Here is a 15,006-nt window from a genome sequence, read left to right as displayed (position 1 = left end):
GCGCTACAAACGCGCGCCGCTCGCCTCCTCGAACAGGCAGACGTGTGCGGCGTCGAACGAGAACGTCGCGCTATCGCCAGGTGCGAGCGGCACTCTGCTCTGGTCGATCGACGCGATCTGCTCGCCATGATAGTCGAGCCAGACGATGCGGTGGTTGCCCATTGGCTCAACCAGCGAAACTTTTGCGCGCTCGCTCGAAGCACCGGCGAGCCGCACATCTTCGGCCCGGACGCCGAGCACGCAGGGCGCGGACGGCAACGCTTGCGCCGGCGCTTGCCTGAACGCATAAGCCGACATGTCGAGTTGCCAGTGCGGGGTGCAAAAGCAAAGCGCGCCGTTGCGCGTTTCTAGTGAGCCCCGCAGCAGGTTCATCGCGGGTGTGCCGAGGAAGGTGGCGACGAACAATGTGTCGGGGCGCGCATAGACCTCGGCGGGCGTGCCGTATTGCTGGATCACGCCGCCGCGCATCACCGCAATGCGCGTGGCGAGCGTCATCGCTTCGACCTGATCGTGCGTCACGTAGATCATCGTCGCGCCGAGGCGTTGATGCAGTTGCTTGAGTTCGCGGCGCAGTTCGGTGCGCAGTTTGGCGTCGAGATTGGACAGCGGCTCGTCGAACAGAAACACGTCCGCTTCCCGCACGATCGCGCGGCCAATCGCCACGCGCTGCCGCTGTCCGCCCGACAGTTGCGCCGGCTTGCGCTTGAGCAGCGGACCCAGCTGCAGCATCTCGCAGGCGCGCGCCACGCGCCGCGCGATCTCCGCCTTGGGCGTGCCATTGATACGCAACGCGAAGGACAGATTGCGCTCGACGTTCATCGTCGGATAGAGCGCATACGACTGAAACACCAGCGCGATGCCCCGGTCTTTCGGGTCGGCCCATGTCATGTCTTCGCCAGCGATTTCGATGCTGCCGTCGCTCACGTCGATCAGGCCGGCGATACTGTGCAGCAACGTGGACTTGCCGCAACCGGACGGCCCCAGCAGCACGATGAACTCGCCGGCTTGCACGTCGAGCGAGAGGTTCTCGATCACGGTATTCGTGCCGAGGCGAATGGTCAGATTGCGCACCGCGACGTTGGCCGGATTCGTGATATCCGCCGAGTCAGCGGCGTCAGCCCCGCTCGCCCTGTCGTCCATGTCAGCCGCGTTTGCCACACCCGCCATGTTTGTCATGCCCTTGCCTTTACCCTTGCGCTATCCCTTGACAGCGCCGGACGCAATCCCGCGCACGAACCAGCGCCCCGAAATGAAATAGACCGCGAGCGGCACCATCGAAGTCAGAATGGTCGCCGCCATGTTGACGTTATAGAGGCGCTCGCCGGTCGTCGTATTGATGATGTTGTTCAACTGCACCGTCATCGGCAGATTCTTCGTGCCGGCGAACACGAGGCCCAGAATGAAGTCGTTCCAGATGTTCGTCACCTGCATGATGAGCGCGACCACGATGATCGGCGTGGACATCGGCAGCATCAGTTGCACGAAGATGCGCCAGAAGCCGCCGCCGTCGATGCGCGCCGCCTTGAACAGCTCCTGCGGAATCGACACGTAGTAGTTGCGAAACAGCAACGTCATCACCGGCATGCCGAAGATCGTGTGAATCACGACGATGCCCGCCAGCGAGCTGAACAGGTGCACGCTCGCCAGCACTCGCACGAGCGGGTACACCATCACCTGAACCGGGATGAAGGCGCCCATCAGCAGCACGCCGAACAGCATGCCGGCGCCGCGCGGCCGCCAGAACGACAGCGCGTAACCGTTTACCGCGCCGACCGCGATCGACAGAACCGTGCTCGGCACGACAATGCGCACCGAGTTCCAGAAGCCGACCCGGATGCCGTTGCAATCGAGCCCGGTGCACGCGGATTGCCACGCGGCGCGCCACGCTTCGAGGCTGAAATGGGTGGGAAACGCCAGCAGATTGCCGAGCCGGATTTCGCTCATCGGCTTGACCGACGTGACCAGCATCACGTACAGCGGCAGCAGGAAGAAGAGCGCCGCGCTCAGCAAAAACGCGTAGATGCCGACGCGCGCCGGCGTGAACGCCGTGCGCCGCCGTTTGTGCGCGCGGCTTGGCGTGCCGCTTTTGAGCGGCGAACTGAGCGTGTTCATCACGTCTCCTTGCGCAACGACGCGCGGCTGCGGGCGTAGAAGAACGGCGCGAGAATCGCGAGCACCGTCGCCAGCAGCACGATCGACGCGGCGGATGCGAGGCCGATATTGGCGCGCCCGAACAGATAGTCCATGATGAACTTGGCCGGCACTTCGCTCGCCGTGCCGGGGCCGCCCTGGGTCATCGCGACCACCGCGTCGTAGAGCTTCACGACCATCACGAACAGCAGCACGAATGCGGTGGAGATCGACGGGCCGAGCATCGGCACGACGATGCTCGCATACACGCGCCAACGCGGAATGCCGTCGATGCGCGCGGCCTTCCATAGCTCGTCGTCGATGCCGCGCAAGCCTGCGAGCAGCAGCGCCATCACGAGGCCCGAGGCCTGCCACACGGTCGCAATCACGAGGGTGTAGATCACCCGATCCTGATCGACGATCCAGTCAAAGCGCGCGTGCACGAAACCGAGCCTGTGCAGCACGGCCTGCGCGCCCAGTTCCGGATTGAGAATCCATTGCCAGACGAGCCCCGTGGCGACGAACGACATCGCATACGGATAGAGAAACACCGTGCGTAACGCGCCTTCGGCGACCACGCGCTGATCGATGAAGATCGCCAGCAACAATCCGATCACCATGCACGCGACGATGAAGCACGCGCCGTAGACCACCAGGTTTTGCAGCGACAGCAACCACCGGTCGTTATGAAAGAGCCGCACGTATTGCGTGAAGCCCGCGAAGTCGCCGGAAGGAAACGTATGCGAATTGCTGAGCGACACGCGCGCGGTCCAGACCATCGTGCCGAGATACGCGAACACGACGGTCAGGACCATCGGCAGCAGCGCAAGCCACGCCGCGATGGAAACCCGTCTGCTGAGCGGCTTGTGGGCCGTTTTGCGGCCCGGCCCTGGACCGGTGGCTGGCAGCGCGTGCATTGCGGGCACGCCTAGCTCTTCAACGCGCTGGCAAACGCTTTCTGCGCATCGTCGACCGACTGGTTCTTGTTCCAGAAATTGGTGACGACGTCGATCAGCGCGCCCTGCGTGTCAGGTGAGAGCAGCATTTCCGGATTCGGCAACTGACGCGACTTGTCTTTCATGATCGCAATGCCCTCTTTCGCACAAATGTCGAGGCTGGCGGCATCCACGTCAGGCCGAATCGGAATCGAGCCCTTCTTCGCGCTGAACGCAACTTGCGCGGACGGCGAGGTCATCACCGTGGCAAGCAGGTTTTGCGCCTTGATTACATTGGTGTTGTCGGTCTTCGGGAACACGAACACGTCGCCCGCGACCAGATACGGCGAATGCGGACCAAAGCCGGGGAAGCAGCCGAAGTCTTTGCCCGCGCTCTGGTTGGCCGCCGAGAATTCGCCCTTGGCCCAATCGCCCATGATCTGCACGCCGGCCTTGCCGGAAATCACGAGTGCGGTCGCATCGTTCCAGTTGCGACCCGGCGAGCCCGCATCGACGAAGTCGTGCAGACGCTTGAACGATGCCAGCACTTTCCTGAACGCGTCCGACTTCACCGCGTTCAGGTCGTGGTCGCGATACACCTTCAGATACAGATCGGGGCCACCCACGTCGGCAAACACCGCGTCGAAGGTGATTTTTTCCTGCCACGGCTGACCGCCGAACGCGAGCGGAATCACGCCCGCACTCTTCAGCTTGCCGAGATCGGCGATGAACTCGTCGTAGCTTTTCGGCTCGGCGGCGATGCCGGCCTTCTGGAATACCGGCTTCGAGTAAAAGAACCAGGCCGGCATGTGGATGTCCACGGGCGCCGCATAGTAGTGCCCCTTCACCTTGATGCTGTCGATGATCGAGGCCGGGAACACGCCGTTCCAGTTCTCCTTTGCGGCAACGTCGTCGACGTTGTTCAGCAGGCCTTGATCGATCAGGTCGTGAAACTGCCTGGACGTATTGAACTGCGCGGCCGTAGGCGGATCGCCGCCGACGATCCGGTTGATCGCCGTGGAGCGCGCCTGATCGGCGCCCGCCACCGCGTTGTCGACCCACAGGCCGCCGGCTTTGTCGTACGCATCGGCGAACTGGCGAATCGCGGCCGACTCGCCGCCCGAGGTCCACCAGTGAATCACGTTGGCCTTCAGAGGCTCCGCGTGCGCGACAACGCCGTACAACCCCACTGCCGCAGCCACGGCCCGCAAGACCATTTTTCTGCTGTTCATTCCGTCTCCTCCAGGCTTCATGCCCGTTTGCAAGTCGACATCTCCGCCAGCCTTACCTGCTGTTCCCCACTTCACTACGACCGTGCCCTGCGCTCCCTCAAAAATTCGGCCACCAGTTCCGCGCTGCGTTTGAGCGTGCGCTTCTGCGTGCCGTAATCCACGTGCACGATGCCGAAACGCCGCTCGTAACCATACGCCCATTCGAAGTTGTCCATCAGCGACCACAGGAAATAGCCGCGAATATCCACGCCCGCCTTGATCGCCTGGTCGACCGCGGCCAGATGGCGTTTGATGAACGAAATGCGCTGGCTGTCGTCCACGCGGCCGTCCGTCACCTGGTCGTCCGAGGCCATGCCGTTTTCGGTGATGTAGATCGGCGGCAGGCTCGGGTAGGTCTGCCTGAAGCCGGTCAGCAGATCGCGCAAGCCGTCGGGGTGGACCTCCCAACCCATCTGCGTGCGCTCGACGCCTTCGAGCGGCACGTCCCTGAAACCGTGCGCGCCGTCGCTCGCGACGTTCGTGCGGAAATAATAATTGATGCCGAGGAAGTCCAGCGGCGCGGAAATGACTTTCATGTCGCCGTCGAGCACGAGCGGCTCGGTGCCTGGCCACAACTCGAATAGCGCCTGTGGATATTCGCCTTTGAGCAGCGGGTGGAGAATCCACTCGTTGTGCTGAACTTCGAACAGTTGCGCTGCGCGCTGGTCGGCGCGGCTGTCGCTGTCGGGCGTGCCGCGGCCCACGTTGGCGACGATGCCCTTCTGCGAGCGCGGGTCGTTCGCGCGCAGCACCGGCAGCGCGCGACCGTGGGCGAGCAGCAGATGATGCATCGCTTGCGTCGCGAAGCGGCGGTTCGCGAGGCCCGGCGCGTGATGGCCGTTGCCGTAGCCGAGATACGCGGAGCACCACGGCTCGTTGAGCGTCGCCCATGCGTCGACGAGACCCGACAATTCGCGGCTCATCAGGTCGGCGTAGTCGGCAAAACGGTACGCGGTGTCGCGGTTGAGCCAGCCGCCGCGATCTTCCAGATGTTGCGGCAAGTCCCAGTGATACAGCGTGACGAAGCTCGTGACGCCCTTATCTTTCAAACGCGTGAGCAGGCGCTTGTAGAAGTCGATGCCCTTGCGATTCGGCGCGCCGGCCGCGTCCATCACGCGCGGCCACGCGATGGACAGCCGATACCCCTCGAGGCCGAGCTCCACTAGCATGTCGAGGTCCGCTTCCCAGCGATGGTAGTGATCGCAGGCCACGGCGCCCGTATCGCCGGCCAACACCTTGCCCGGCATCGCTGAGAACGTGTCCCAGATGGACGGCAGACGGCCGTCCTCGTGAATCGCGCCTTCGATCTGATATGCGGCGGTGGCCGCGCCGAGCAGGAAGTCCTTGCGCCACAGCGACGAGTCGGCGGGCGGCGTAAACGGGTCGGCGAGCGATTGGGGGGAGACAGGTTCGATTACGGCGGATGCGTCGTTTGCCACGGCTTCTCCTCTGCTGGGATCGGTGCAACCTGGTGGATGGAAGACGCCGCGCCAAGCCCCTTGAACCGTTGATTGGAAGCGCTTCCACCTGGACCAGCGAACGATAGCAGCGCCGCATTCACCGCAGCAATGAGGGTTTGTCTGGAGCGAAACCGGCATCGGCGACGCAGGTAATGCAGCGCGCATTGGAGAGGTGGTGGCAGGCGTGAGGCGGCTGTTGGTTGGTGGGTTTGCGGCCGTTCGTCACGCGCCGGGGGACCACCAACGCTTGACGGAAAATCGCTTCCAGCCGTTCGCGCGGCGGCCACCGCGCAGTGGCGGCGCGGCTGCAGTGAAAACCCGCGCAGTAACCGAGGAAAAACGTATCGGCGGATACTCAGCGTCCGCGTGCCTCAACGCCACGATCTTGCCATGCACAAGGTCCGCAGCGCCTGACACATGGCCGCGCGCCAACATTGCGCGTCGGTGCAAATGCTTTGCACCGACTGCATCATCAGCTTTCTACTTTGGAAATGACTGCCGTCGCGGGATCGTATCGGTAACCCTTCTGCGCGAGTCGTTCGGCCATCGTCGCGCCAATCAGTTTTTGCTGCGCCTCGCGCGATGCGAGCTCATGATCCGGTTTCAGCCGCTCGAGTTCGGCCGAAAGCCGCCGTAGCAGCGCCACTTCTCCGGTGCTGCGCGCATCGACGAACAATATTCTTTCGTTGGCCGAACCAAGTCGCTGTTTCAGATCTTTGGCATGCGCGACCCACTGTTCGGCCAGTGCGCGAAGCTCGTTGAAGGCCTTCTCATGCGCTTTCCCTTCGGCCGAGAGTTGACGTCGCAACGTAAGCACTTCGTCCGCCGCGGCCGACTCATCGCGTTGTGCTTCGCGGATGCGCGCAGCGTTGAGTTCGGCGAGGCGTTGCTCGAGTCCAACTGCACGCTGCTCGGCGACATCCGCACGTTCTCTGGCGGCGGAGAGTTCGTGTGAGACGCGTGCGGCTTCGTCGATAGCAGCTGCTCGTGCGTCAGCCAGTGCGCTGATGTCTTTGCGTGCGGCCTCCAGTTCCGCGGCAACGCGCTGTACTTCGCCGAGATTGGCCGACGCTTGTTCCCGACTCGCAGCAGCAGTCTGCAGCTCGACTGCCAACGCTTGACGAACATCGTCCAGCTCCCGCGCGCGGGCGGCGTCGAGTTCCGTGAGGCGTTGCTCAAGCGTTGCCGCTCGTTGCTCGGCGGCGTCCGCACGTTCTCTTGCGGCGGTGGCTTCCTGCGTGAGTCGGGCGGCTTCATCGATTGCCGACGACTTCGCATTAGCCAGTGCGCTCACTTCTTCCCGAGCTTGCTCGAGCTCACTCACTACGCGCTGCAATTCGCCGAGCTTGACCGTTGCTTCTTCCAGTCGCGCCGCGGTGGTCTCGCGTTCGACTGCCAACGCATGACGCGCTTCGTCCAACTCCTGCACCCGCGCGGCGTCGATTTCCACGAGGCGTTGTTCAAGGGCTGCTGCTCGTTGCTCGGCGGCATCGGCCCGTTCGCTCGCGGCAGTGGCTTCTTGCGCGACTCGCGCGGCTTCAGCTAGCGCGGCGGCCTTGGCGTCGGCCATCGCAGTGAGCTGTTGTCGCGCGTCCTCGAGTTCCCCGGCTACGCGCTGCAGCTCGTTCAGATCGGCCGACGCTTGTTGCAGCCGCGCGGCAGTGATCTGCTGCTCAGCTGCCAGTTGATTGCGAGCGTCTTCAAGCTCGTTCTCGCGCGCTACGAGTTGCGCGCGGCTCTCGTCGCGTTGCGCCTCGGCGGCTTCGGCGCGCGATGAAGCCGCGCCCGCTTCCTCGGACCAGCGTTTGACGTCGTCCGACATCGCCCGATAGGCTTCGCCCAAAGCTGCGGCTTCTTTCCATGCCTCATCGCGCTTATGAGTGATCCGCGTTATCTCGTCGTTTTTGCTCGAGAGGGTCTCGGCCAATGCGTCGCGCGCCGCGCGTTCGTCATTGAGCGCCGCCTTGGTGTTGTCGAGTTCGGCGCGCTCCACCGATGCGCGCTGCACGAGCTCTTCCACTCGCGCCTCGGCCGCATCGGCACGCTGGTTCGACGTCGCGAGTTCCTCTTCGAGCTGCGTCGCAGCTTCGTGCGCAGCGCGTTGTGCGTGCGTGAGCCGCTCGATCTCGCCGTCTTTACCGGAGATCACCGCACTCAACGCAGCGCGCGCGGCGCGCTCTTCATCGAGCGCCGCTCGGGTCGATTCGAGTTCGGCCCTTTCAACAGACGCGCGCTGCGCAAGCTCGTCGACTTGCGCCTCGGCAGTTTCAGCGCGACGCGTCGACGTCGCGAATTCCGCTTCAAGGCGCCTCGCGGCTTCTTCCGAGGCACTATGCGCATTCGTCAAAGCAACGAGCCGCTCACGCGCGGCCTGAACTTCTTCCGCCATGCTCTGATATTCGGCGAGTGCTTCGCTGCGCTCGGCAAGCGTAGTGTCGAGATGCTGGCGCACGACACCCAGGCGCTGACTGGCTGCCCTTTCTGCTTCCTCATGAGCGGCCGACCAGAGCCGGTTGGCCGCGCCGATGACAGTTTCGGCGATGTTTTCCGGCAGCGTGTGAGGCGCTGCTTGCGGGGCTTGCGGCTGTCGCGCGTCTCGCCAGCGATCCAGCGCCGCCGCAATCGCGACGATCGAACCGCCACGAACCTCCGCCCAAACTGACACCGGAGATACGTTCCGGCCTTCTTCGATCATGCGATCCGCAATTCCAGCGATCCGTTCATCCGTCACTGCGTCTGCGTCCGTCGACATAAGCGCCTCTAAATGCACGTGCGTGATAGAAAATGGAGCTTTCAAATCCATCACTCCACTCAACGAGATCTCAAATGATAAAGGAATGGCATCGATCCATTCCATAAGCGCCGTTGCCAGGATGGACCGGGAGTAGCCGAACGATAAAGCGGCGGACTTTCAGCACCATCGACGTGTCACGTTGTTCGCGCCGCTCGTCGAATGCGGATTCGCACCGCTTCAATCAAGAAGAGCAGGATCATCGATCGCGCCCGTCAGCAGTTCGACGAACGCCTGCACCGCCTGCGGCAAAGTCCGGCCAGCCATCGTCTGGATCTGTAAGGTGCGCTGGTGGAGTTCCGGGTTGCGAATCGGCACGGCGGCGAGGCCGTCCACCTCGAGGCGGCTGCGCACGGTAAGCAAGCCTGTCACCGTGACGGCATCGGTCTGTAGCACGAAGGTTTGCAGCGCCGCATGATAGTTGCTGACGAACACTGGATCGAAAACGAGGCCCGCCACGCTGCATGAAATGTCGAACAGCTGACGGATCGTCACGCCCTGATGGTCTATGGCGAGCGGCCACGGCAGCAGGTCCGCGAGCGTCACGGACTCGCGCGCCGCGAGCGGATGAGCGCGCCGCATCAGCGCGAAAATCGGTGCCCGCTGCGCGTACACGACATTGATGTCCTTCTCCGGCGAAATGCTGAAACACACGGCGATATCGGCCACGCCGTCGCGTACGCGCTGCGTCGCTACAGACGGCGCGGACACGTCGAGCTGAAAATGCGTTGCCGGATGCGTGTTCAGAAAGCGCGCAAAAACCTGCGGCAGGAAATGAGGGGCGACACCCTCCGAACTCGCCACACGAATCGTCGCTCGGCCGCCGTTGCTCAATCCTCGAATCTCTTCGGTGACGCGCTCCGAGTCGAGCAGCGTGCGACGCGCGTACTCGGCCAGCAGGTGCCCGGCGTCGCTCAGCACCATTCCACGGGGGCGCCGTTCGAACAGCACCGCGCCGACTTCCTCCTCCAGCTTCGCAATCTGCCGGCTCAGCGCCGACACGGCAACGTACAGCCGCTCGGACGCCTTGCTCAACGAGCCGCTGCGCGCGACTTCAAGAAAGTAGCGCAGCGCCGTGTTGTCCAACTGAGTCATAACTGCCCCGCTTTGCCGTTTCGGCAACGATATCTGCCAAATATTGTAATTGTCCACAAATATCGTCCACGCCAAGATCGCGGCATCGCTTCGAATCAAGGGTTCTCGCCGATGGAGCGGACACCGGAGAACAATGTTGAGACATGACACGGCTAATCGATCGGCGACGGGTCTGCCCGATTCCGGTCGTTTTCTCGAAGCGCTTCGAGGCCGTGTCGCTTTCCATATGGAGAGCCAGGGAGCTTGCAGCGCATCCCGACTCCCGCGAAACGCCGCTAAGGGAAACTACTATGAGTTTTGATTCCGCCACTACGGCCGGGACGATCGAGCAACCCGCGTCGCGCTCGGGCGTATCGCGCCTGATCCTCGCGACTTCCATCGGCAATGCGCTCGAGTTCTACGACCTGATCGTGTACGGCTACTTCGCCACCGTGCTGTCGCGGACTTTTTTTCCGGTGCACGACAGGACGGTTTCGCTGCTGCTGACGCTCGGGACCTTTGCACTCTCGTATCTGGCGCGGCCCATCGGCGCGCTGGTGCTCGGCTCGTTCAGCGATCGCAAGGGCCGCAAGGCGTCGCTCACGCTGTCCATCGCGATGATGACGCTCGGCACCGGCATGGTCGCGCTCATGCCTTCGTATGCGACGATCGGCCTGCTCGCGCCGATCGGCATCTTCGCTTCACGGCTGTTGCAAGGCTTCTCCGCCGGCGGCGAATTCGGCAGTTCCACCGCGTTCCTGATCGAGCACGCGCCGGCCCGCAAAGGCTTCATGGCAAGCTGGCAGTTCTCGAGCCAGGGTGCGAGCACGCTCATCGCATCCGCGTTCGGCGCGGTACTGACCGGTGTGCTGACCCAAAGTCAACTCGAAGGCTGGGGCTGGCGCATTCCTTTTCTGTTCGGCATGCTGATCGGGCCGGTCGGCCTGTACATCCGCCGGCGTATCGACGAGACGCCGGAATTCGAGCGCGCGGAGAAGTCGGCGTCGCCCGTACGGGAATTGCTGGCCACGCAGAAAGAGCGCGTTCTCGTGTCGATCGGCTCGCTGGTCCTGACCACCACGGCCAACTACATGCTTCTCTACATGCCGACGTATGCGGCGCGGCAGCTCGGTCTCGCGCCCTCGTCCGGCTTCATTGCAACGCTGCTGGCCGGTTTGATCATGATGACGCTGACGCCGATCGTCGGCCACTGGTCCGACAAGGTCGGCCGTATCCGCATCATGCTGGGCGCCGGCATACTGTTCTTCGCGACGGTCTATCCGGCGTTCATGTTCATGAACGCGCACCCCTCGCTCGTCACGCTGCTTGCCGCTGTTGTGTGGGTCGCCGTCCTGAAGGCCACGTATTTCGCGCCGATTCCCGCATTGATGTCGGAGCTGTTTCCGACCCGCACGCGAACCACGGGCATGGCGCTCGGCTACAACATCGGCACGACCGTATTCGGCGGCTTCACACCGCTCGCCGTGGCGGCGCTCATCGCGCTGACCGGCAACAACCTCGCCCCTGGCCTCTATCTGATGCTGGCGGCCGTCATCAGTCTCTTCACGATCGTATGGGCCCGTGTGCGCCTGAATGCGCACTGAACCGTCGACCCCAATTGCACGAACAGGACTTTGAGCATGCAAGACGATTTGCAACAGGCAGTGCAGTTCGCAGTGGAACATGAGTCGCTTTGGGATCGCCACGTTGGCGGTGCGTGGGGCGTGCACGTCAACGACCCGCCCCCATGGAACCGGCTCCTCGGCCCGGTCCATGATCGCGGTCCCGTTTCCGGCACGATCTGCGTCGATGGTCGCGTGTTGACGTCGTGGGGCGAACCCGATCGGCCCGATCTGACTTTCAGCGTCGCCAAGATGTGCCTCGCTTTGCTCGCCGGTGTGGCGTTCGATCGTGGACTGCTGCCGGATGTCGACGAACCGGTCGCTGTGCGCGCGCCCGGCATTGGCTTCGATGACGAACATAATTCCGCCGTCACCTGGGCGCACCTGCTTCAACAGACGAGCGAATGGCAGGGCTCGTACTTCGGTCTCCCGGATCAGGCGGACCACTATCGGGCCGTCAATTTCGCCGCCCCGCCCGATGGGAAAAAGGGCGACCTGAGACCGCTGAACAAGCCCGGTACGTACTGGGAATACAACGATGTGCGGATCAACCAGCTTTCGCTCGCGCTGCTTTATCTATTCCGCCAACCGTTGCCCGAGGTTTTCCGCGAAACGATAATGCGCCCTGCCGGCGCGAGTGAAAACTGGCAATGGGTCGGCTACGACAATGCATGGGTCGAGATCGACGGACAGCGCATGCAATCCGTTCCTGGCGGATCGCATTGGGGCGGCGGAATGTCGGTCAGCGCGAACGATCAACTCAAGGTCGCACAGATGCTGCTGAATGACGGCGTGGTGGGCGGCCGGCGCGTTCTGTCGAGCGAATGGATCGCGCGCATGCGAACGCCTTGTGCGCTGGCACCGTTTTATGGCTACCTGGTATGGCTCAATACGGATCGCAAGATCTTTCCGAGTGTGCCGGCGTCGAGTTATTTCGGCATCGGTGCGGGTAGCTCGTTTACCTGGATCGAGCCGGAGCGCCGGATGGCGGTTATCGTTCGCTGGCTGAATCCGGCCAGCGCTGACGCGTTCTTTGGGCGTGTGCTCAAAGCGGTCGATGCCATACACGCGAGGTGAAGCGTCAAAGCGGAACTGTCTGAAGGCACTGAGTTCCGTGGCGGCGCTCGCCACAAGTGAAAACTGCCGCGCCCGCGACAGCATGGCACCACGGTCACCCGGCGATAGCTCAGGACCAGTGGTGCACTTCGCTCTGCGCGACATTCTTGCTTGTCGGCCAGACGCGTCCCTCGAACTGATCCGACGGGACCGGCTCGGAATATAAAAAGCCTTGAGCAAAGTCACAGCCTATCGCGGCGAGAAAATCGCGTTGATCTGTGGTTTCCACCCCTTCGGCAATAACCTTTAACCCCAGTTTGTGCGCGAGCATGACCATGGCTTCGCAAAGCGCCTGATTGTCGGCGTCGAAGCCGAGGTTCTGTATCTTGAGGTAATCGATGTCGAAGCGCTTCAGATAGGCCAGCGATGAATAACCCGTCCCAAAGTCGTCAATCGAGACCCCAATCCCCGCATCACGGAAAGTCAGCAACTTCTCGTTCAACTCGGCGTCCAGCAATAACCCTTCAGTTATCTCGATAGCCACGCTTTTGCCGGGCATCCCTTCCCCCGCGAGGTAGTCCGACCATTGAATGCAAACCAGGTTGTCCTGACGAATCTGCGCGGGTGACATGTTGACGCTGATCTGAAACGACGGATGGAATCGGCGTCGCCAGTGACGGGCCTGGCGCACCGCCTGTCTGAAAATCCAATCGCCGATCGGGACGATGAGCCCTGTCTCCTCGGCCAACGCAATGAAATCCAGCGGGCTGATCTGGCCGCGTTCCGGGTGCAGCCAACGAATCAGCGCCTCCGCTTTATAAACCTCGCCGGTCGCGAGGTCGACGATAGGCTGATAGTAGACGCGGAACTGTCCGGCCGGCAGGGCAGCGCGCAAATCGTTCGTGAGACGCAAGCGCCTTTGTGCCGCCACTTGCAAATCGGGGGTGAAGTAGTTCCAGCGGTTGCGTCCGGCGCTTTTGGCCGCGTACATGGCCTGGTCCGCATTCTTGAAGAGCACATCCAGTTCGCGCGCGTCTTGCGGGTAAAGCGTGATGCCGATACTCGCCGAAATGAAGGCTTCGTCCGGGCCCAGCCTGAAGGGTTGGGCCAGTGTGTCAATGATCGTCTTCGCGATCTGTTCAATGCTTTCGGTGTCGTCCATTTCCGGCAGAATGACCGTGAACTCGTCGCCGCCAAGACGGGCTACGGTGTCGGTCTCGCGCACACAGGACTTGATGCGCCTCGCTGCTTCGATCAGCAGAATGTCGCCGGTGTCGTGCCCCAGTGAGTCGTTGACTTCCTTGAATCGATCGAGGTCGATCAGCATCAGGCCCATGGGTCGTCCGGATAAATGCGAGAGTCTGGCTTCCTTGTCAAGTCGGTCATGAAACATCTGCCGGTTCGGGAGATGAGTGAGCGCGTCGAAATTGGCCTGTTTCCAGATCGTTGCTTCGAATACCATGCGGTCCGATAGATCACGGCCGATGGCCAGCACCGAATTCACCTCGCCCGAGCGGTCGATCTCGGGCGTCAGGCGGATGTGACTGCACTGTTCCTGTCCGTCCTTACTGAGCCATCTCAGTTCGAATTGGCCGCTCTTTCCGCTTGCAATGGTTTCGCCGATCTTCTTCTGGTACATCAGTGCATTGGCGCCGCCTGGAACTTCTGACGGCTGCTTTCCAAGCAGTTCGCTCAAACTGCGCCCGGCCGAAGCACAGAACGCGGGATTGGCATAGGTGCGGCGTAGATCCCGGTCATAGCGCGCGATGGTGTCGGGCGAGTTCTCGATCATGGTGCGCGACTGCTGCTCCCGCGTCACCAGTTCCGCCGTTCGTTCTATGACAACCTGCTCGAGTGAGGCGTTGATCTCGTTGATCTTCTGGATCTTCTGCTTGATCGCCGCACTCATTCGTTGAAAGCGGTGTGCCAATCTGCCGAGTTCATCCCTGGCACCCGGGCGAGTGGGAACGTCCGCCTGCACCGGAAGCTCGGCGCCCGCGTCGCTGCCTGTTGCGTGCATTTCCTGCACCAGTTCTTTGAGCGGTGCAGAGATGCTGTATGAAATGAAGTAAGCAAGGAAGATGGATAGCAGAAACCCCGAGATGCCGACCAGCACGATCTGGTTGCGCACGGATTGCGCCTGAGCCGTCAGCTTCTGTTCGGCAATGGTGCTGACCACGAACCATGTCGTGCCGGGAATGCTCGTGTACGCGGCGAGATACCGGCCGCCGCTCTGGCCGTCGAAGTCGACGAAAGCGCTGCGGCCGCCCTGCCGCCCGGCGTTGGCGATCTTTTCTATCAGCCCGGGTTCGGCCGTGCCATTGCTGCTCATGGCCGCGCCGCCGGCCCGAATGATCAGCTTGTCGTTGCGGGCGTCGAGTACGTAGATTTCCGTTCCACTGCCTAAAGCGACATCATCGAAAATCGACGAAAAGTACTCGCGCCGAACAACCAGAACCAGATTGCCGATCTGCCGATTGTTGCTCTTGCCGATGATGGCACGCACCATGCCGAGGTTTTGCTGTCCGACGCCGTTGTCGTAGCTGCCCCAGTACGGCCGGCCGTTATGATGGGGAGACTGCTCGACGAGGCGCATCACGCCCTGCGTGAGTTGTGCGAACGCCTGGGTGTCCATGATCCGGTTGTTCTGGTCGAGCAAGTATTTCT

10 protein-coding genes are annotated in these 15,006 nt (G+C 62.4%); 2 read left to right on the top strand and 8 right to left on the bottom strand.

Features of this window, described 5'->3' with window-relative positions:
• Positions 1-3: 3 nt before the first annotated feature.
• The 7 genes from ABQJ48_RS18000 to ABQJ48_RS17970 form a co-directional block, all read right to left on the bottom strand.
• A complete protein-coding gene (locus ABQJ48_RS18000) occupies positions 4-1,176 on the bottom strand; it encodes an ABC transporter ATP-binding protein (RefSeq protein ID WP_367839357.1) in 1,173 nt (390 codons plus the stop codon).
• Between the two features lie 21 nt (positions 1,177-1,197).
• Positions 1,198-2,112 carry a carbohydrate ABC transporter permease gene (locus tag ABQJ48_RS17995; RefSeq protein ID WP_367839356.1) on the bottom strand — a complete coding sequence of 305 codons (915 nt, stop codon included), beginning with the start codon at positions 2,110-2,112 and terminating at the stop codon, positions 1,198-1,200.
• Positions 2,112-3,047: a carbohydrate ABC transporter permease gene (locus ABQJ48_RS17990; protein ID WP_367839355.1), complete on the bottom strand. Its 936-nt coding sequence runs from the start codon at positions 3,045-3,047 to the stop codon at positions 2,112-2,114. The genes ABQJ48_RS17995 and ABQJ48_RS17990 overlap by 1 nt, the downstream gene beginning before the upstream one ends.
• An 11-nt stretch (positions 3,048-3,058) precedes the next feature.
• Positions 3,059-4,297, bottom strand: coding sequence for an ABC transporter substrate-binding protein (locus ABQJ48_RS17985; protein ID WP_367839354.1), 1,239 nt, complete (start codon positions 4,295-4,297; stop codon positions 3,059-3,061).
• A 74-nt stretch (positions 4,298-4,371) separates the two neighbouring features.
• Positions 4,372-5,775, bottom strand: a complete 1,404-nt coding sequence (locus ABQJ48_RS17980) for a GH1 family beta-glucosidase (RefSeq protein WP_367839353.1) — start codon at positions 5,773-5,775, stop codon at positions 4,372-4,374.
• Between the two features lie 493 nt (positions 5,776-6,268).
• Entirely contained in the window at positions 6,269-8,548 is a 2,280-nt protein-coding gene (locus tag ABQJ48_RS17975; RefSeq protein WP_367839352.1) for a DNA-binding protein, read from the bottom strand.
• 219 nt (positions 8,549-8,767) lie between these two features.
• Complete coding sequence (locus tag ABQJ48_RS17970) at positions 8,768-9,673, bottom strand: LysR substrate-binding domain-containing protein (RefSeq protein ID WP_367839444.1); 906 nt, start codon at positions 9,671-9,673, stop codon at positions 8,768-8,770.
• A 299-nt stretch (positions 9,674-9,972) separates the two neighbouring features.
• On the opposite strand from ABQJ48_RS17970, the gene ABQJ48_RS17965 reads away from it, so the two are divergent.
• The gene (locus tag ABQJ48_RS17965; RefSeq protein WP_367839351.1) at positions 9,973-11,265 is read left to right on the top strand and encodes an MFS transporter; all 1,293 of its coding nucleotides are present in this window, start codon (positions 9,973-9,975) and stop codon (positions 11,263-11,265) included.
• A 36-nt stretch (positions 11,266-11,301) separates the two neighbouring features.
• Positions 11,302-12,360, top strand: coding sequence for a serine hydrolase domain-containing protein (locus ABQJ48_RS17960; RefSeq protein ID WP_367839350.1), 1,059 nt, complete (start codon positions 11,302-11,304; stop codon positions 12,358-12,360).
• A gap of 109 nt (positions 12,361-12,469) precedes the next feature.
• On the opposite strand, the gene ABQJ48_RS17955 is transcribed toward ABQJ48_RS17960, so the two are convergent.
• The gene (locus ABQJ48_RS17955) at positions 12,470-14,974 is read right to left on the bottom strand and encodes a bifunctional diguanylate cyclase/phosphodiesterase (RefSeq protein WP_367839443.1); all 2,505 of its coding nucleotides are present in this window, start codon (positions 14,972-14,974) and stop codon (positions 12,470-12,472) included.
• Positions 14,975-15,006: the final 32 nt, after the last annotated feature.

This window comes from Paraburkholderia suaedae (genome assembly GCF_040812055.1).
In the GTDB taxonomy this organism is placed as follows: Bacteria; Pseudomonadota; Gammaproteobacteria; order Burkholderiales; family Burkholderiaceae; genus Paraburkholderia.
The sequence above is the reverse complement of the archived record's forward strand: the minus strand, read 5'-3'. Positions and strand labels throughout refer to the sequence as shown.